This is a genomic window from Sphingomonas sp., assembly GCF_039595165.1.
Classification (GTDB): domain Bacteria; phylum Pseudomonadota; class Alphaproteobacteria; order Sphingomonadales; family Sphingomonadaceae; genus Sphingomonas.
Genome location: NZ_JBCNMA010000063.1, coordinates 1 through 18101, shown reverse-complemented (window position 1 = coordinate 18101; position 18101 = coordinate 1). Strand labels below are relative to the sequence as shown.

The 18101-nt window shown below is 68.4% G+C and carries 21 protein-coding genes; 8 read left to right on the top strand and 13 right to left on the bottom strand.

Translation table 11 applies throughout. From position 1 onward, the window contains the following. The first annotated feature begins 284 nt into the window (after positions 1-284). The 3 genes from ABDV68_RS11735 to ABDV68_RS11725 are packed head-to-tail and all read left to right on the top strand — an operon-like array spanning position 285 to position 2713. Positions 285-740, top strand: a complete 456-nt coding sequence (locus ABDV68_RS11735) for a DUF2147 domain-containing protein (RefSeq protein WP_343520145.1) — start codon at positions 285-287, stop codon at positions 738-740. Between the two features lie 36 nt (positions 741-776). Further along, complete coding sequence (locus ABDV68_RS11730; RefSeq protein WP_343520144.1) at positions 777-1574, top strand: DUF72 domain-containing protein; 798 nt, start codon at positions 777-779, stop codon at positions 1572-1574. Positions 1575-1576: 2 nt separating this feature from the next. After that, positions 1577-2713: an acyltransferase gene (locus tag ABDV68_RS11725; RefSeq protein WP_343520143.1), complete on the top strand. Its 1137-nt coding sequence runs from the start codon at positions 1577-1579 to the stop codon at positions 2711-2713. A gap of 2 nt (positions 2714-2715) precedes the next feature. Here the strand turns inward: ABDV68_RS11725 and ABDV68_RS11720 are convergent, their stop codons facing one another. The 12 genes from ABDV68_RS11720 to ABDV68_RS11665 all read right to left on the bottom strand — a co-directional run bounded on the left by ABDV68_RS11720 (position 2716) and on the right by ABDV68_RS11665 (position 12778). Further along, complete coding sequence (locus ABDV68_RS11720) at positions 2716-3822, bottom strand: CaiB/BaiF CoA-transferase family protein (RefSeq protein ID WP_343520142.1); 1107 nt, start codon at positions 3820-3822, stop codon at positions 2716-2718. Beyond that, positions 3819-4343, bottom strand: coding sequence for a GNAT family N-acetyltransferase (locus ABDV68_RS11715; protein ID WP_343520140.1), 525 nt, complete (start codon positions 4341-4343; stop codon positions 3819-3821). The genes ABDV68_RS11720 and ABDV68_RS11715 overlap by 4 nt, the downstream gene beginning before the upstream one ends. After that, on the bottom strand, positions 4343-5527 hold the full coding sequence (locus ABDV68_RS11710) for an acyl-CoA dehydrogenase (RefSeq protein WP_343520139.1): 1185 nt from the start codon (positions 5525-5527) through the stop codon (positions 4343-4345). Before ABDV68_RS11710 ends, ABDV68_RS11715 begins: the two co-directional genes overlap by 1 nt. A 21-nt stretch (positions 5528-5548) precedes the next feature. Then, complete coding sequence (locus tag ABDV68_RS11705; RefSeq protein ID WP_343520138.1) at positions 5549-6400, bottom strand: hypothetical protein; 852 nt, start codon at positions 6398-6400, stop codon at positions 5549-5551. Between the two features lie 26 nt (positions 6401-6426). Further along, complete coding sequence (locus ABDV68_RS11700) at positions 6427-7095, bottom strand: uroporphyrinogen-III synthase (RefSeq protein WP_343520137.1); 669 nt, start codon at positions 7093-7095, stop codon at positions 6427-6429. Next, the gene (hemC, locus tag ABDV68_RS11695; RefSeq protein ID WP_343520135.1) at positions 7092-8000 is read right to left on the bottom strand and encodes a hydroxymethylbilane synthase; all 909 of its coding nucleotides are present in this window, start codon (positions 7998-8000) and stop codon (positions 7092-7094) included. Before hemC ends, ABDV68_RS11700 begins: the two co-directional genes overlap by 4 nt. Positions 8001-8041: 41 nt before the next feature. Further along, positions 8042-9238, bottom strand: coding sequence for an acetyl-CoA C-acyltransferase (locus ABDV68_RS11690; RefSeq protein WP_343520134.1), 1197 nt, complete (start codon positions 9236-9238; stop codon positions 8042-8044). A 64-nt stretch (positions 9239-9302) separates the two neighbouring features. Next, complete coding sequence (locus ABDV68_RS11685) at positions 9303-10088, bottom strand: crotonase/enoyl-CoA hydratase family protein (protein ID WP_343520133.1); 786 nt, start codon at positions 10086-10088, stop codon at positions 9303-9305. 30 nt (positions 10089-10118) lie between these two features. Next, the gene (locus tag ABDV68_RS11680; RefSeq protein WP_343520132.1) at positions 10119-10724 is read right to left on the bottom strand and encodes a response regulator transcription factor; all 606 of its coding nucleotides are present in this window, start codon (positions 10722-10724) and stop codon (positions 10119-10121) included. 7 nt (positions 10725-10731) lie between these two features. Continuing rightward, positions 10732-11685, bottom strand: a complete 954-nt coding sequence (locus ABDV68_RS11675) for a transposase (RefSeq protein ID WP_343520131.1) — start codon at positions 11683-11685, stop codon at positions 10732-10734. Then, a complete protein-coding gene (locus tag ABDV68_RS11670) occupies positions 11673-12620 on the bottom strand; it encodes a hypothetical protein (RefSeq protein ID WP_343520130.1) in 948 nt (315 codons plus the stop codon). Before ABDV68_RS11670 ends, ABDV68_RS11675 begins: the two co-directional genes overlap by 13 nt. Continuing rightward, positions 12620-12778 (bottom strand): hypothetical protein, encoded by a 159-nt coding sequence (locus ABDV68_RS11665; protein ID WP_343520129.1) that lies wholly within the window; start codon positions 12776-12778, stop codon positions 12620-12622. The genes ABDV68_RS11670 and ABDV68_RS11665 overlap by 1 nt, the downstream gene beginning before the upstream one ends. 129 nt (positions 12779-12907) lie before the next feature. Between ABDV68_RS11665 and ABDV68_RS11660 the strand changes: the two genes are divergently transcribed. Next, positions 12908-13345, top strand: a complete 438-nt coding sequence (locus tag ABDV68_RS11660) for a PaaI family thioesterase (protein WP_343520128.1) — start codon at positions 12908-12910, stop codon at positions 13343-13345. Beyond that, complete coding sequence (locus ABDV68_RS11655) at positions 13342-13731, top strand: PaaI family thioesterase (RefSeq protein WP_343520127.1); 390 nt, start codon at positions 13342-13344, stop codon at positions 13729-13731. Before ABDV68_RS11660 ends, ABDV68_RS11655 begins: the two co-directional genes overlap by 4 nt. On the opposite strand, the gene ABDV68_RS11650 is transcribed toward ABDV68_RS11655, so the two are convergent. Continuing rightward, complete coding sequence (locus tag ABDV68_RS11650) at positions 13728-14870, bottom strand: PQQ-dependent sugar dehydrogenase (RefSeq protein WP_343520126.1); 1143 nt, start codon at positions 14868-14870, stop codon at positions 13728-13730. The genes ABDV68_RS11655 and ABDV68_RS11650 overlap by 4 nt on opposite strands. A gap of 254 nt (positions 14871-15124) precedes the next feature. Here ABDV68_RS11650 and rimP point away from each other — a divergent pair, with 254 nt between their 5' ends. From rimP to ABDV68_RS11635, 3 genes are read left to right on the top strand one after another with little or no spacing between them, the layout of a single operon-like run. Then, positions 15125-15661 (top strand): ribosome maturation protein RimP, encoded by a 537-nt coding sequence (rimP, locus tag ABDV68_RS11645; RefSeq protein ID WP_343520149.1) that lies wholly within the window; start codon positions 15125-15127, stop codon positions 15659-15661. Continuing rightward, positions 15661-17307, top strand: a complete 1647-nt coding sequence (nusA, locus tag ABDV68_RS11640; protein WP_343520125.1) for a transcription termination factor NusA — start codon at positions 15661-15663, stop codon at positions 17305-17307. Before rimP ends, nusA begins: the two co-directional genes overlap by 1 nt. Before the next feature lie 13 nt (positions 17308-17320). After that, a complete protein-coding gene (locus ABDV68_RS11635; RefSeq protein WP_343520147.1) occupies positions 17321-18031 on the top strand; it encodes a DUF448 domain-containing protein in 711 nt (236 codons plus the stop codon). Positions 18032-18101: the final 70 nt, after the last annotated feature.

Here is an 18101-nt window from a genome sequence, read left to right as displayed (position 1 = left end):
GGCGTAGCTCAGGGGTAGAGCACAACCTTGCCAAGGTTGGGGTCGAGGGTTCGAATCCCTTCGCCCGCTCCAGGTCGCCGGCCGCGGCAGCCGGATCCAGACATCGCGAGGCGGCTGGGCGCTTCCTGCCCTATTTCTGAACCCTCCGTTTCGAAAATTGCCCCCTTCCGGCCCTTTTCGCGCCCGAACCTCTTCCTATTTGCCCGGCATTAGGACGTCCCGGTCGCGTTTGGACCGGTTTGCCGGACTGTCCGGCACGGGAAACGGAAGGAAAGAGGTTCACCATGCAGAGCAAGGCACAGGTGCGGCGCACTTCGCGCCCGCTTCGCTGGATGGTCGCGCTGGCCGGCGCGCTGATGGTCGCCACCCCGATCGCCGCTCAGGCTGGCGCGGGCGGCGGCGCGCTGCCGGTTTCGAGCGAATGGCGCAATCCCAGGGACACCGTGCGCATCCGCCTCACCCCGTGCGGCCAAGATCGGATGTGCGGCATCGTCACCTGGGCGAGCGACAAGGCCAAGGCCGATGCGCGCCGCGGCGGCACGGAGAATCTGGTCGGCGCCAACCTGTTTCGCGACTTCCGTCGAGTCGCGCCGGGTCAGTACAAGGGCCGCGTGTTCGTGCCCGATCTCAATCGCACTTTCTCGGGCCATATGCAGATCAAGGGCGATTCGATGATCGGCAAGGGCTGCGTGCTCGCCGGCCTGATCTGCAAGCAGCAGGTTTGGACGCGCATTTCGTGATGCGTTTTGGCGTGCGGGCGAGCTAGTCTCCGCCTCATGGCACTTGCACCCATCCGAATCGGCATCGGCGGCTGGACCTTCGAGCCGTGGCGCGGGACCTTCTATCCCGAGGGCCTCAGCCAGAAGAAGGAACTGGAATATGCCAGTCGTCAGCTGACCGCGATCGAGATCAACGGCACCTATTATTCGGGCTTCAAGCCCGCGACCTTCGCCGGCTGGGCCGCGACGGTGCCCGACGGCTTCGTCTTCACGGTCAAGGCGTCGCGCTTCTGCACCAACAGGAAAGTGCTCGCGGACGCGGGCGAGTCGGTCGCTAGGTTCGTCGGCCAAGGGATCGTCGAGCTCGGCGACAAGCTGGGCCCGATCCTGTGGCAGTTCATGGCCACCAAGAAGTTCGACGCAGACGATTTCGCCGCGTTCCTGAAGCTGCTCCCGCATGCCCATGAGGGCGTCAGGCTGCGCCACGCGATCCAGGTGCGGCACGACAGCTTCCACGTGCCCGAGTTCGTCGCGATGTGTCGCGACGCTGGGGTCGCGATCGTCTTCGCCGATTCGCCCGAATATCCCGCGATCGCCGATATCACCGGCGACTTCGTCTATGCCCGGCTCGAGCGCGGCGAAGACGACAACCCGCTCTGCTATCCTGAAGGCGAGATCGATCGCTGGGCCGACGCCACGAAGCTATGGGCCGCGGGCGGGCGGCCCGAGGGGTTGCCCTATGTCGAGGACAGCGCTCCGCCTAGGACCCCGCGCGAATCCTTCGTCTTCTTCATCCATGGCGGCAAGGTCCGTGCCCCCGCGGCGGCGCAGGCGTTGATCGAGCGCACGCGCTGAGCATGGCCGTTACGGGGACGGACCCGGACACGGCGCCCGCCGCGTGGTTCCACATGGATGCGATGCGCACCGCGCTCGCACTGGTCGTCGCGTTCGGCCATTTGTGGGGCCTGCTGATCGAGGACTATGCAGGCAGCCAGTCGATCCCGGTGCGCGCTGCCTATTTCCTCGCCGGGTTCGCGCATTCGGCGGTGATCCTCTTCTTCGTGCTGAGCGGCTATTGGATCACGCGCAGCGTCGTCGCCCGCGCCGGGCGCGGCTGGTCCTGGTCCGGCTATCTGACCGACCGGCTCGCGCGGCTGGGGATCGTGCTGGTACCGGCGCTGGCGCTGGGCGGCCTGCTCGACTGGATCGCCTATTACCCGCTCAACCTGGCGACTCACCATGACCTCACGCACGCCTGGGTGCTGACCCAGGACCTGTCGCACAGCCTGACGCCGACCGCTCTGGCGGGAAACTTGCTGTTCCTGCAGCATCTGTTCGTGCCGCCGTTCGGCAGCAACGGGCCGTTGTGGAGCCTGGCGTTCGAGTTCTGGTATTATCTATGGTTCCCCGCGCTGTGGCTCAGCCTGACGCGACGGCGGCTGTCGTTGGCGCTTCCGGTGCTGCTGATCACCCTCGCCAACCCCGAGCTGGCGTTCGGCTTCCTGAGCTGGATGTGCGGCGCGCTGCTGTATTTCGCCGAGCAGCGCGCGCGGCGGGCGAGGTGGCAGGCGCCGAACTGGGCCGCGCCGCTCGCCGCATTGCTCTGTCTGGCCGCGTTGGTGTGGGGTCGGACGGGCGATTTCAGCATCGAGGATCCGCTGGAGGCGGCGTGCTTCGCGCTGTTCCTGTTCACGCTCCTGCGCAGCACGCCGCGTCGCTGGTCGGTGCTGCGGCCGTTCGCTGCCTACGGCGCGCGCGCCAGCTTCTCGCTCTACGCCACGCATTTTCCGGTGACGGCGTTCGTCGCCGGGCTTGCGGTCGGCGACCGCCGCTGGGCGATCGATGCAGAGGCCCTGGCGGTCGCGGCCGGGATCCTCGTCCTGGTGGTGAGCGTCGGCTGGGGCTTCGCCGCGCTGACGGAGGCGCACACGGGTAGTCTGCGGCGCTGGCTGCACAGTCGGATCGCGCGAACCGGAACCGGCCAGGCCGCCTGAGGTCAGTGCCGCGCCGGGCTGGCGCGGCCCGCGAGCATGCGCTCGCCATCGATGACCACGGGGCTGGCGACGCCGGGCAGACCTTCGACCTCGACGCGCATGCCGCGCGCGACGACTTGCGGGTCGGCGAACACCTCAGCGACATCGTTGATCGGTCCGGCGGGCACGCCCTTGGCCTCGAGCGCGTCGGACAAGGCTTGCTTGGTCCAGCTCGCCACCGCGGCCTGGATCGGCGCGATCAGCCGCGCGCGATTGGTGACCCGCGCGGGATTGGTGGCGAAGTCGGGATCGGTATGGAGATCGAGGCCGAGCACCTCGCACAGCCTGGCGAACTGCCCGTCATTGCCCACCGCGATGATCAGGTCGCCGTCGCTGGCGGTGAAGGCCTGATAGGGGGCGAGGTTGGCGTGCCCGTTGCCCATGCGGTGCGGCACCTTGCCCGACGCCATCCAGTTCAACGCCTGGTTGGCGAGCACCGCGACCTGGGTATCGAGCAGCGCCATGTCGATATGCGCGCCTTCGCCGGTCGCGTCGCGCCGCCGCAGTGCCGCCAGGATCGCCACCGCCGAATAGACCCCGGTGAAGATGTCGGCATAGGCGATCCCGGCCTTTTGCGGCGCGCCGTCGGGCTCGCCGGTCAGCGACATGATCCCGCCCATCCCCTGGATGATGAAGTCATAGCCGGCGCGATGCGCATAGGGTCCGGTCTGGCCGAAGCCGGTGATCGAGCAGGTGATCAGCCGCGGATTGACCCCAAGCAGGCTCGCATGGTCGAGGCCGTATTTGACGAGCCCGCCGACCTTGTAGTTCTCGATCACGACATCGGCATCAGCGACCAGCGCGCGGACTTCGGCCTGTCCCCCGGGCGTCGCGATGTCGATGAAGCGCGCGGTCTTACCCCGGTTGGCGGCGTGATAATAAGCGGCGTCGCGATCGTTGCCCTCTGCGTCGTGCAGGAAAGGTGGCCCCCAGTGGCGAGTATCGTCGCCCACGCCAGGCCGCTCGACCTTGATCACCTCGGCGCCGAGATCCGCGAGCAGCTGCCCGCACCATGGCCCGGCGAGGATGCGGGCGAGCTCGACGACCTTGATTCCCGCCAGCGGCTTCACGGCCGGCGGATCGCGTACACGACATGATCGGCGAAGACGGTACCGTCGCCGCGATGATGCCGCCCCTCGATCAGCTTGCCACCGATCTTCTCCATCGCCCTGCGCGAACGCAGATTGTCCTGTCCGACGATGAACACGACCGTCCCGACGTAGCGGTGGATATGGTCGAGCATCAGCCGCTTGATCTCGCGATTGTACGTCCCGCCCCAATAGGCGCGGGCGATGAAGGTCCAGCCGATCTCGATCTCGTCCTCGGCCGGGACATGGATATCGTAGCGGCTCGATCCGATGATCGTGCCGGTCGCCTTATCGACGATCGCGAGCCCGCCGCCGCAGGCGATGGCGTGGTCGAAGAATTTTCGGAACACTGGTTCCTGCCAGCGGTCGTGCGCCGGGTGGATCTCCCAGATCAGCCGGTCCGAGGCGACCGCGAATAACGCGTCCCAGTCGTCGGGCCGCAGCGGCCGGATCGTGACCAGCTCGCCTTCCAGCGTCGGCTGGCGGTCGGGAACACTTCCCATCAAAATGCCGCGATCCCGGTAATCGCCCGGCCGAGGATCAGCCCGTGCACGTCGTGCGTGCCCTCATAGGTGTTCACCGTTTCCAGGTTGATCGCGTGACGCATCACATGGAACTCGGCCGAGATGCCGTTGCCGCCGTGCATGTCACGGGCGATTCGCGCGATGTCGAGCGCCTTGCCGCAATTGTTGCGCTTGATGATGCTGATCGCCTCGGGCGCGAGAAGCCCCTCGTCGAACATCCGCCCCGCGCGCAACGCCGCCTGCAGCCCGAGCGCGATCTCGGTCTCCATGTTGGCAAGCTTGAGCTGAACCAGCTGAGTCGCGGCGAGCGGCCGCCCGAACTGGGCGCGATCGAGCGTGTATTGCCGCGCGGCGTGGAAGCACGTCTCGGCCGCGCCCATCGAGCCCCAGGCGATGCCGTAGCGGGCACGGTTGAGGCAGCCGAACGGACCCTTGAGCCCCTGCACCTCGGGCAGCAGCGCGTCCTCGCCGACCTCGACCCCGTCCATCACGATCTCGCCGGTGATCGAGGCGCGCAGCGAGAGCTTGCCTTCGATCTTGGGCGCGGACAGGCCCTTCATGCCCTTTTCGAGCACAAAGCCCTTGATCCCGCCACCATGCGCCTCGCTCTTCGCCCACACGACGAAGACGTCGGCGATCGGCGAGTTGGTGATCCACATCTTCGAGCCGGTCAGGCGATAGCCGCCATCGATCTTGGCGGCACGGGTGCGCATCGATCCGGGGTCGGAGCCGGCATCGGGCTCGGTCAGCCCGAAGCAGCCGACCCATTCGCCGGTCGCGAGCTTGGGCAGATACTTCTGCTTCTGTTCCTCGGTGCCGTAAGCGTTGATCGGGTGCATCACGAGGCTCGACTGCACGCTCATCGCCGAGCGATAGCCCGAGTCCACCGCCTCGACCTCGCGCGCCACCAGGCCATAGGCGACATAGCCGAGCCCGGCGCCGCCATAGGTTTCGGGAATGGTCGGGCCGAGCAGGCCGAGCTGGCCCATCTCCGACATGATCTCGCGGTCGAAATCCTCGTCGAGAAACGCCTTGGTCACGCGCGGCAGCAGCCGTTCCTGCGCATAGGCGCGCGCGGCGTCGCGCACCATGCGCTCCTCGTCGGTCAGCTGCGCATCGAGCGCGAACGGGTCCTGCCAGTCGAATCGGCCCATTGCGGCCATCTTGTCCTCTCCCAGAATCGTTTATTGCGGCGCGGGCGCGGATGGTGGCGCCGGCGCGGGGTTTGCCGCGGGCTGCGCCTGTCCCTGCATCGCCGCCGCCTCCAGCACCGCAAGCGCGCGGCGCGCCTCGATATAGCGCCCGGCCGCCGCCATCCAGCTTTCGGCGCCCTGCGCGCCGGGTAGGCGCGCGACCTCGGCCAGCGCCGCCTCGACATGGCCCTGGCCCAGCATGCGCTTGGCGCGGGTCAGCCGCTCGCGGGGGTGCGGGCTCGGCGCATTGTCCTTGCGGATGATCACCAGCGTCGAGAATTCGCGCTGCAGCCGTTCCAGCCAGCCGTCGCCGGGGGCGGCGGAGGACAGGCGCGGGGCGATCTGGTCGAGCGCCGAGCGCAGATCTTCGAGCGTCACCGGCTCGCCGGCGGCGCGCACCACGGTCGCCACCGCCTGCGGGTCGCTGGTGCTGAAGCGGCGGCGCAGCTCGCCATCGATATAGCCGAGCGGCTGGCCGCGATCGAGCGCGCGCCGTGCCGACAGGACGAGCATCAGCGCCTCGGCCTTGCCCGCGCTGCCTGCGGCGTTGCGCGCATCGGCATCGCTCGCTCGCAGCCGCGCGTCGAGCGCGTCGAGCCGCGCGGCAAGCGCTTGCTCGCGCGCGGCGAGCGTCGCGACGTCGGTGCCCGGACGCGGCGCGGGCGCGGTTGCGGCGGGAGGCTGGAATGTGGCGGGCGTACCGCCGGCGTTCCACCATCCGCCGAAGCGGAACACCGCGGCCATCACCGCGAGTCCGGCGAGGAAGGCGATCAGCCCGGCAATCAGCGCCACCGTCAGCGCATTGCCGCGGGGCGGCATTTGGGTCGGCGTGTCGGAGGTCATGGCGTTCGTTTATTCTCCTGAAGCGATCAGGGGTCAATCGCGAGCGGGCGCGCGGCGTCGATCAGCGAATCATCGCCGGGCGCCGAGGCGATCGCCACGGCATCCCAGCCCGCACCCGCCGCTTGTGCCGCCCTGGCGCTGATCGTGGCGATCCGCACTTCGGCGCGGGCGACGCCGTGACGGTCGAGCTCGCCCGCGAGCTGAACGCCGGCGCGCGCCGAGTGGACCAGCGCCACGCTTCCCCGCAGTGCCGCCGCATCGGCAAGCGGGCGCGGATCGCTGGCATAGACCGCGACCGTGGCGGCCAATGCCGGATGGTCCATCGCCGTACGGTCCTGGCCAGCGAGCCAGAGCAAGCGTTCGAACCCGGCGCTTTCGCGCAACAGGCTCGCAAAGTCGTCGTCGCCTATGCGCGCGACATCGCATCCGGCCGCGCGCGCGGCCTGGGCGGTGGCGGGGCCGATGGCGAGCACCGGCAGGCCGCGAAGGAGCGCCAGTCCCATCCCGCCGTGGCGGACCGCATTGGCGCTGGTGAGCAGCAGCCCGTCGAACCGCGCAGGATCGGGCGGCGTCCAGTGGAGCGGCTTCACTTCGAACAAAGGGATTACAAGGGGCGTGAAGCCGGCATCACGCACCCGGGCCGCGGTCGCCGCATTTCCCGGTTCGGGCCGAAGGATCGCGAGCGGGCGGCTCAATGGCCGAACATCGCCCGGAGCGCCGGGGATGCCGCGTCGAGCAATTCATGCGCGATCGCCAGCATTTCGTCCGACGTGCCCGCAAGATCGTGCCTGTCGATGCGGACATGCTCGGCGCCGTCCTCGGTCAGGAGCTCGGCGCGCAGGCGCAACCGATCCCGTTCCAGCGTCGCCAGCGCTGCGACGGGCGAGTGGCAATCGGCCCCCAGCGCGGCGAGCAAGGCCCGTTCGGTCAGCACGCAGCGTTCGGTCGCGCGATCACGGATCACGGCGAGCTGGCTGCGGGTTGCCAGGTCATCGGCGCGTACCTCGATCCCGACCGCGCCCTGCGAAGGCGCGGGCAGGAGCTGGTCGAGTGGAATCGGTGCGCCGATCTCCGGGCGCCCCAGTCGTTCCAACCCGGCAGCGGCGAGCAGGGTCGCGTCGGCCTCGCCGGCGCGGACCTTGGCGAGCCGCGTGTCGACATTGCCGCGCAAGGGGACGATGGCGAGGTCGGGGCGGATGCGCCGCATCTGCGCGGCACGGCGCGGTGAGCTGGTGCCGATGCGCGCGGCGTTCGGCAGCGCCTCGATCTTCTCCGCCCCGATCAGCCGGTCGCGGACATCCTCGCGCGGCAGCATCGCGGCGATCGCGATGCTGTCGGGCCGCAGCGTCTCGACGTCCTTCATCGAATGGACCGCGAGGTCGATCTCGCCGGCGATCAGCGCGCGGTCGAGCTCCTTGGTCCACAGCGCCTTGCCGCCGATCTCGGCGAGGGGGCGATCCTGCACTTTATCGCCGGTGGTGCGGATCGGCACGATCTCGATCATGCCGGGCGCCCAGCCATGCGCGGCGAGCAGGGCGTCGCGAACGAGATTGGCCTGGACGAGCGCGAGCGGCGATCCGCGGGTGCCGAGACGAAGCATGGGGCGGGCTCTAGCGCTCCAATACGCCGCTGTCGAACAGCTCAGACAATCTCGAACAGCCCCGCTGCGCCCATCCCGCCTGCGGTGCACATCGAGACGACGACCCAGCGCACCCCACGCTTGCGTCCCTCGATCAGCGCATGGCCGACCAGCCTGGCCCCGGTCATGCCGAACGGATGGCCGATCGCGATCGCGCCGCCATTGACGTTGTATTTCGCCGGATCGATGCCGAGCGTGTCGCGGCAATAGAGGCACTGGCTCGCAAATGCCTCGTTCAGCTCCCACAGGCCGATATCCTCGACCCTGAGGCCGGCGCGGTCGAGCAATTTGGGGATCGCGAACACCGGGCCGATGCCCATCTCGTCCGGGTTGCAGCCGGCGGCTTGGAAGCCGCGATAGATGCCGAGAATGTTCCTGCCCTCGGTTTGCGCCATCGCGCGATCCATCACGATCTGCGCGGCGGCGCCGTCGGAAAGCTGGCTGGCATTTCCTGCGGTGACGTGGCGGCCTTCCTGGATCACCTGCCCGTCCTTCCACACGGTCTTGAGGCCGGACAGTGCCTCCACCGTCGTGCCGGGGCGGATTCCTTCGTCCTGGGTGACCGTCACCATCTCGCTGCCGGTGCGATTGCCTTGCTTGTCGAAGGTCGCCTTCTCGACGGTGATCGGGGCGATCTCCTCGGCGAAGGCGCCATTGATGAGTCCGGCCTCGGCGCGCTGCTGGCTCATCGCGGCATATTCGTCCTGGCGCGCGCGGCTGATGCCATAGCGTTCGGCGACGATCTCGGCGGTCTCGATCATCGGCATATAGGCGTGGGGCTCGTTCGCCAGCACCGACTGGTTGGCGAAGCGCGGCGCATCCTTGGTCACCGTGAAGCTGATCGATTCCATCCCGCCCGACAGCGCGACATCGATATCCCCGGCGATGATCGATCGCGCGGCCAGCGCCAGCGCAGTGAGGCCGGACCCGCATTTGCGGTCGAGCGTGAAGGCGGGGACGCTCTTCGGCAGCCCGGCGGCGAACACCGCCATGCGTCCGGCATTGCCGCCCTGCGTACTCCATTGGTTGCCGACGCCCCAGAAGATGTCGTCGATCCGCGCGGGATCCACGCCGGCGCGCGCGATCGCCGCGTTCATCACGTGCGCTGCGAGCACGGGTGCCTCGGTGGCGTTGAAATAGCCGCGATACGCCTTGCCGATGCCGGTCCGGGCAGTGGAAACGATCGCGGCCTCGCGCATGGCAACCTCTTTCGTGTTTTGGGTATGCACCTCCCTTAATAACGCATGCGCGTAATTGGAAGATTTAGTCGGTAAAGGCGGGTCGGCGCTTCTGCATATTCGCCATGACCGCTTCGATCTGGTTGGGCGAGCGAAGCAACTGAGCTTGTTCTGCGCTTTCGGCGGCGAGAATCTCCGCCGCGCGTTCCTCTGCCGAGCGATTGGCGAGCCGTTTGGCTGCGCGGATTGCGTGAGGGCTGCGCCCGGCGATTTCCCGCGCGAGCGCGAGCGCATCGCGATGCGGGTCCTGCGACAGGCGCGAGACGAAGCCCAGTGCCAGTGCCTCCTCGCCGGAGAATTCGCGCGCGGTGTAGGTGAGTTCGCGCAGCACATCGTCGCGCACCAATGTCCGCCACAGCGCGAAGCCCGCCATGTCGGGGACGATTCCCCATTTCATCTCCATGATCGACAGGCGCGCCGCCGGCTCGGCGATACGGATGTCGGCGCCCGACACGATCTGCAACCCGCCGCCGAACGCCACGCCGTGCACCGCCGCGATCACCGGCACCGGCAGCATACGCCAGCCCCATGCCACCTGCTGGAACAGATTGGCGTCGCCGAAGGCCCTGGCGTCGAGATCGAGGCCCGAACCGCCGCCGGCCATGCTCGCCATGTCGAGCCCGGCGCAAAAGGCGCGTCCCTCGCCCGACAGCACCACTGCGCGCAGGCCCGCGGTGCCCTCCAGGCGTTGAATCGCGTCGGCGAGGCCCGCGAACATCGCCGGGTCGAGTGCGTTCATCTTGTCGGGCCGGGTCAGGCGTACATCAGCGACGCCATCGGCGAACTCGATCGAAACGCGTTGCTCGGTCATGGCAAATCCTCTCGCGGTCAGCGCTTCACGCTAGACCGCGTCGAGGCGATAGCCGAGTCCCTTGGTGCTGCGGATCATCGGGCTCCCGAAATCGCGGTCGATCTTGGCGCGCAGCTTGGAGATATGGACCGCGACGACGTTGGTGCCCGGGTCGAAGCGCAGTCCCCAGACCTGCTCGAGCAGTTCGCGGCGCGAAACGAACTCGCCGCGTCGCTCGGCGAGGTAGAGCAGCAGCGCGAACTCGCGCGCGACGAGCGGAATGTGGCGCCCGGCGCGCGCGACGTCGCGGCGGATGCGGTTAATGGTGAGTTCGCCGATCCGCGTCTCGCCGGGCATGTGGCTGCGGACCCGCACGTCGACGCGCGCGGCCAGCTCGAACGGGTCGACCGGATGCGAGACCGCGTCCGCCGCGCCCGCGTCCAGCGCAGCGGCGAGCCATGCCGGGCAACCGGCGACCGCGATCTCGGGCACGCGCGTGCTGCGGATCCGGATGCCCGGACCCCAGGCGCGCAGCACCGCCGCGACGTCGCGGCCGGGAGCGGCGGGCGGCTTTCCGAGCACGAGCGCATAGCCGCGCTGCCCGATCGCATGGTCCAGCAGCGGTATGTCGATTTCGGAGAGAATCTTTTGCTCCACGTTCCAGTTATCTAGGTCGGGCTGGCCGTGAGTCTGCCGGAGAATGATCCGGTTCGGATGGGCCTGCGCGCAGCGTATCGACTTCAAGCCGCGCCAGGACGCGTACGGATTCGGTGCTATCGTCCGCTGCGAGCTCGATCAGGCGAAGCATCGCGTCGTCCCCGCCCCGCACGGATTTCATGGCCTGTAGCGCGGTTCGGCGCATGCGCGGGTGCGGATGGCGCCGGACGAGATGCTCGACCAGGTCCACGCCATTGCCACCACCGAGATGCGCGGCGAGCGTGACGAGCGCTTCGGCTGGCGCCGTCGTCAGCCCCTCGGCGATCGTGCCCCGCGCGATATCGAACCGGTATTGGTCGATCCAGGGATGGCTGGGGTGCTGGCCGAGGATGTTGAGCGAGACCGAGAAGCGGTCGGGCGGCAGCTGGACATGCACGTCGCGACGCATGCGATAGAGCATCAGCTTGCCGGGATCGAGGCGCGCGCGCTCGACGAAGCGGAGCTCGGCATCCGATCCGGGCGACCCCTCGACCGACCATCCGTCATATTCGTAATAGTCGCTCCAATAGCCGGGGCCGGCATAGCCATAGGTCAGGAATGGAAAATTATGGTCGTGCGGCAGGCCGTAGAAGAACGGCGCGGGCCCGCTCGCCTGGACTACCGCATCCTCGCTCGCGGGCCAGAAATTGGCGCGGATGACATAGCGCCCATTGGGCGGACTCAACAGGAACACCTGCGGACCATAGCCGTTCGCGGCGCTTTGCCGGGTGCAGCGCAGTTTCAGCTCGTCGATCGCCAGGTCGGCGAGGAAGCCCCGGTTACGGCCGAGCCTCGCGAGCAACGGCCCAAGCGCGGCGAAGCTTTCCTCATCATGCGGATCGAAGGGGATCGAATCGAGTGCGTCGGTGAGGTCGTCGAGCGCGATCGGCTCGCCGCCCCCGGGGTCGATCAGGCGCGGCATGGCTGGGCCAGCCGCCGGTCGAGCGCGGGAAGCGTCGCGCGCGCCGCGGCGCGGACCTCGGCGTTGGGATCGCCGGCGCCCATCTCGGCCAGCCGACGCCGCGCCGTTCGCGCGTCGAGCATCAGCCATTCGCGCATCGCCGCCCAGCGCAGGTGGAAGGCCGGGTGACGCGATGCGCTTTCGAACGCTTCGGCCGCATCCGCGCGTCCGCTGATGCGCAGGAAAGTCAGCAACATCTCGATCCGCGACGTGGCGTCGTCGGCGCTCGCCGCGCGCACGAAGCGGCCATCGGTCACGGCATATTCGCGCATCAGCGGCGCGGCGCCCGGCTTGATCGTGGCGATGAGCGCAACGATATCGCTGTCGGCTTCGACGACCAGGTGCCCGCAGCGCCGCCCGTCCTGGCGGACCAGCTCGCCATCGCCGAGGACGAGAGGCTCGATCTCGGCCGCGGGGGGTTCCGCCGCGGCGTTGAAGTCCGGACCAGCGAGCTTGGCCTGCCACCGCCGCATGCTGGCGTTGCCGCCGCGGACATAGCGCGTCAGCGTGATGCGCCCGGGAATGACCAGTGTCGCCGGCACGGGAATTTTCCGGAGCGCTTCGGCGGAGGTGATCGTCGCAGCGACGGTGACGGTCGGGCAATCGATCAGCACGATGCCCGTGCGAAGTGCGTCGCGGCTGGTCTTGAACGGCGGTTCGAACCACGGATCCGTCCGCAGCGCCGCGATGAGCGGTGCCAGCAGCCGTTCGGTCCAGTCGGTGCTCAGGAGCAGCGCCTTCGCCTGCGCTTCGACCTGTGTCGCGCTGGCGTCATGCGTGAACCGGGCGGCGATGGCTTGCAGCGGCCCCGCAAGCCAGGCTGCGTTGATCGGAGCCGAACGCGCCCGCGCGCCGGCAAGGGCCTGTTCCGCCGCAATGCCGGCATCCGCGGGCATCAGGACGCTGGGTTGGGATAGGTCTCGTAGACCAGGATCGCGATCGCGATCATCATCTCGAAAATATCGTCGCCCGCCATTTCGATGGCACGGATCGCGCCATGGGTGGCGATCTGCGTTCCGAGCGCGGCGATCTCGGTGATAGGCAAGGTGATCATCGGCGTTCTCCCTGCTGGATAACGCCGCGATGCTAGGCCGGTGCGGATGTGGCGCAGAGTTAAATCGAGTTTAGGATGAGCAACGCCGCGGCCATTGCCGCGCCCGGCGGCGACCGCTAGGCGGACGCGATGGCGATCGCTCCGCTTCCCTTCGATCCGGCTGCCTTTTTCGACACGAGGTCGGCGGGGCATGGCCATGCGCTGGGCATCCGCTACGCCGCGCACGGCGCCGACTGGTGCGAGCTCGGCTTGCCCTATGCCGACTCGCTGATCGGCGATCCGGCACGCGGGGTGATCGCATCGGGCCCGATCGTCGCGCTGCTCGACATGGCGACCAGCGTGGCGGTGTGGATGAAGCGCGGCGGGTTCCTGCCGCACGCGACGCTCGACCTGCGCGTCGACTATCTCCGCCCCGCAACTCCTGGCCGCGAGGTGATCGGGCGCGGCGAATGCTATCGTGTCACCCGGTCGATCGCCTTCGTCCGCGGCATCGCGCATGACGGCGATCCCGAGGATCCGGTCGCCCACGTCGCCGGCACCTTCATGTTCACGGGCATGCCGGCATGACCTTGCCGCCCTATGCCGCGCTGCTCGGCATCACCGCCGAGACCGGGGACGGTGCGCCGGTCCTGGCGATGCCGTTCGGCGCCGATGTCGTCGGCCGCCCTGGCTTCGTGCATGGCGGCGCGCTCGCCGGGCTGCTCGAGATGGCGGCGATCGTTGCGCTCAAGCACGCGCTGGAGGCCGAGGATCGGGGCGGAACGGGGATCAAGCCGGTCAACGTCACGGTCGATTTCATGCGCGGCGGGCGTGAGAAGGTGACGCGCGCGCAGGGCAAGGTCACGCGGCTCGGTACGCGCATCGCCAATGTCGAGGCGGCGGCGTGGCAGGACGATCGCGAGCGGCTCGTCGCGAGCGCGCGGATGAACTTCCTGCTCGCCGGCGCGGACTAGCTCGCGGGCGTCAGCTTGAGCAGGCGGCCCTGCGATCCGTTGCGGCCGTCCTCAAGCAGCCAGATCGCGCCGTCGGGGCCTTCCTCCACCTCGCGGATGCGCGCGCCCATCGGCCATTGATCGCCCTTTGCCGCGCGCGTTCCGTTCACATCGACGCGCACCAGTGCCTCGCTCGACAAGCCGCCGATGAACAGGTCGCCCGCCCATTGCGGGAACAGCTTGCCCGAATAGACCATGAGGCCGCCCGGCGAGATCGCCGGGTTCCACGACACCTTCGGCGCCTCGAACTCGGGCCGGGTCTTGTGGTCGGGGATGTCGCGGCCGTCATAATGGTCGCCGTCCGAGACGATCGGATAGCCGTAATTCTTGCCCGGCAGGATCAGGTTGACTTCGTCGCCGCCTTGCGGCCCCATTTCCTGCTCCCAGAGATTGCCGGCCTTGTCGAAGGCGATGCCGAGCAGGTTGCGATGGCCATAAGACCAGATGGCGGGGTGGAAGCCCTTGGCGGTGAGCCCGGGATCGCCCGCCGGCTTGCCGTCGAGCGTCAGGCGCAGCACCTTGCCCAGCGTCGACTTGGGATCCTGCGCAGGATCGAACCTCTGCCGCTCGCCATTGGTGAAGAACAGGTGCTGCCCGTCGGGCGCGAAGGCGATGCGGCCGGAATAATGGCCGTTGCCTTCGACATAGGGCGTCGCCTGGAACAGCCGCTCGACGCCCGCCAGCACGCCCCGGCCCGCCCGGTCGGAGGTCAGCTGCCCGCGCGCGAGCACCACGCCCTTGCCGCCCGGCCCGGCTTCCGAGAAGCTGAAATAGACGAGGCCGTTGCGGGCGAAATCCGGATGCAGCACGACGTCCTTGAGCGCACCCTGGCCTGCGCTGTCCACCGGCGGAATGCCGTGGATCGTCGTCCGGATCTTGCCGTCGGCGCTCAACTGGACGAGCTCGCCCGTCTTCTCGGTCACCAGCATGCGGCCGTCGGGGAGAAAGGTCATCGCCCAAGGCGCGTCGAAATCGGCGACCACCTCGATCTTAAACGGTGGGCCGGCCTCGCCGTCCTGCGCCGGCTGGCTGTTGCCGGGCTCGGCGCTGGTGCAGGCGAACAGCGTGAGCGAGACGGCGGCGATCGGCAACGGGCGCATCCATGTCCTCCAAGGTGGCGGGCCCGCAACGCGCGGGAGAACGCGATGTTGCACGTCGCATGCGGCGCGGCAAAGCCCAATCCTGCGTGCGGAAACCCTCCGGCGGCATACTGACTCGAAATCCTTGCCGTTGCCGCGGCAAACGCCTATAGAAGCGCTGTTCTCGACATCGGAAACCTTGCCGAGGCCGGCCCCACGGGGTGCGGCGGCGACGAGGTGTATTCGATGCCTATTGGAGTTTCTGCGTGGCGGACATGGCTGCCCTCACCCGTCTGATCGAGCCCGAGGCGCGTGCCCTGGGCTTCGATCTGGTGCGCGTGAAGATGTTCGGCGGCACCAGCGATCCGACGCTGCAGGTGATGGCCGAGCGTCCGGAGACCCGCCAGCTGACGATCGACGATTGCGCCGATCTGTCGCGGCGCATCTCCGAGCGGCTCGACGAGCTCGAGGCTGCGGGCCGCGATCCGATCGAGCATGCCTATCGGCTCGAGGTGAGCTCGCCGGGAATCGACCGGCCGCTCACCCGGCTCCAGGATTTCGAGGACTGGAAGGGCCATGAGGCCCGCATCACGCTCGCCGCGAAGATCGACGGGCGCAAGCAGTTCAAGGGCGACCTGGCGGGGGTCGAGGACGGCAAGGTCGCGATCGTCGATACGACCGGCGCGATGCACGCCATCGCCTTCGACCAGATCGAGGACGCCAAGCTCTTGATCACCAACCGGCTCATCGCCGCAACCCAACCGCTCTCCGCCGAGGGCGCAGACGAATTCGAAGCAGAGGAACAGGACTGATGGCCACCGCCATTTCCGCCAACAAGGCCGAGCTGATTGCCATCGCCAATTCGGTGGCGAGCGAGAAGATGATCGACAAGGCCATCGTCATCGAGGCGATGGAGGACGCGATCGAGCGCGCCGCCAAGAACCGCTACGGCGTCGAGAACGACATCCGCGCCAAGCTCGACCCGCAGACCGGCGATCTCCGGCTCTGGCGCGTGGTCGAGGTGGTCGAGGCGGTCGACGACTATTTCAAGCAGGTCGACTTGAAGGGCGCCCAGAAGCTGCAGAAGGACGCCAAGGTCGGCGACTTCATCGTCGATCCGCTGCCCCCGATCGAGTTCGGCCGCATCCAGGCGCAGGCCTCCAAGCAGATCATCTTCCAGAAGGTCCGCGACGCCGAGCGCGAGCGCCAGTATGAAGAGTTCAAGGACCGCCAGGGCGAGATCATCACCGGCGTCGTCAAGCGCGTCGAGTTCGGTCATGTCGTCGTCGACCTCGGCCGCGCCGAGGGCGTGATCCGCCGCGACGCGCAGATCCCGCGCGAAGTCGTCCGCGTCGGCGACCGCGTGCGCAGCCTGATCCTAAAGGTGGTGCGCGAGACCCGCGGACCGCAGATCTTCCTCAGCCGCGCGCATCCCGACTTCATGAAGAAGCTGTTCGCGCAGGAAGTCCCCGAGATCTACGACGGCATCATCGAGATCAAGGCGGCTGCCCGCGACCCGGGCTCGCGCGCCAAGATCGGCGTGATCAGCCACGACAGCTCGATCGACCCGGTCGGTGCCTGCGTCGGCATGAAAGGCTCGCGCGTCCAGGCCGTCGTGCAGGAGATGCAGGGCGAGAAGATCGACATCATCCCCTGGTCGCCCGACACCGCGACCTTCGTCGTCAACGCGCTCCAGCCGGCGAACGTCGCGCGCGTCGTCATCGACGAGGAGGACGACCGCATCGAGGTGGTGGTTCCCGACGACCAGCTCAGCCTCGCGATCGGGCGCCGCGGCCAGAATGTCCGCCTCGCCAGCCAGCTCACCGGCAAGGCGATCGACATCCTGACCGAGACCGATTCGAGCGAGAAGCGCCAGAACGAGTTCGTCCAGAACAGCGAGATGTTCCAGAACGAGCTCGACGTCGACGAGACGCTCGCGCAGCTGCTCGTCGCCGAGGGCTTCAGCAGCCTCGAAGAGGTCGCCTATGTCGAGCTCGACGAGATCGCGGGCATCGAGGGCTTCGACGAAGAACTGGGCCAGGAGCTGCAGAGCCGCGCGACCGAGGCGCTCGAGCGCCGCGAGGAAGCCAATCGCGAGATGCGTCGCGGGCTCGGCGTCGAGGATGCGCTGGCCGACATCCCTTATCTCACCGAAGCGATGCTAGTCACGCTCGGCAAGGCGGGGATCAAGACGCTCGACGACCTCGCCGACCTCGCCACCGACGAGCTGATCGCCAAGAAGCGCGCCGAGCCGCGCCGCCGCGGTGACGGCCCGGCCGCACCGCAGCGCGAAGGCGACAAGGGCGGCGTGCTCGGCGAATACGGCCTCAGCGAAGAGCAGGGCAACGAGATCATCATGGCCGCGCGCGCGCACTGGTTCGAGGATGAGCCGGCCGCGGGCGAAGACGCGCCGGCTCCGGCCGGTGGGGAGGACGCAGTTGCGGACTCCGAGCAATGAGACCCCGGCTGAACTGACGGACGGTCAGCGTGCGGACGGAGGCCCCGTCCGCACCTGCATCCTCTCGCGCGCGGAGTCCCCGCGCGACGGGCTGATCCGGCTCGCGCTGTCGCCCGACGGCGAGGTGCTGCCCGACGTCCGCGCCAAGGCGCCCGGCCGCGGCGCGTGGATCGGCGTCGGCCGCGCCGAGCTTGAGGCGTCGGCCAAGAAGCTGCGCGGCGCCCTGTCGCGCGCATTCAAGACCAACGACCTGCGCATCCCCGGCGATCTCGGCGATCGCATCGCCGCGCAGCTCGAGCGCGCGCTGCTCGACCGGCTCGGGCTCGAGGCCAAGGCCGGCCATGTCGTGATCGGCGGCGAACGCATCGAGAAGGCCGGGCGCAGCGGCAAGCTTCACCTGCTGCTCCACGCGTCGGACGCCGGCGCCGACGGCTCGCGCAAGCTCGACCAGGCACTGCGCGTCGGTAACGATCGCGAAGGTTCCGGCGACACGGGCTTCACATTGCCGCTGACGCGCACCATATTGTCCTTGGCCCTGGGCCGCGAAAATGTGGTACATGTCGGCCTGACAGGCCCCAAGGCAGCCGCGCGGGTGAGCGAAGCGCTCTCCCGCTGGCTGCATTTTATCGGTCCCGATCCAGACCCCAAACCTTGCGAAATGGCTTCGCAAGGCGCATCGGGCGCTGGCGGCGACGAGACGAACGACGAACAGACGGGAATTTGAGTTGAGCGATACCGAAAACGACAAGCCGAAACTGGGCATGCGCCAGCCGCTGGGGCTGAAGCGCACGCTC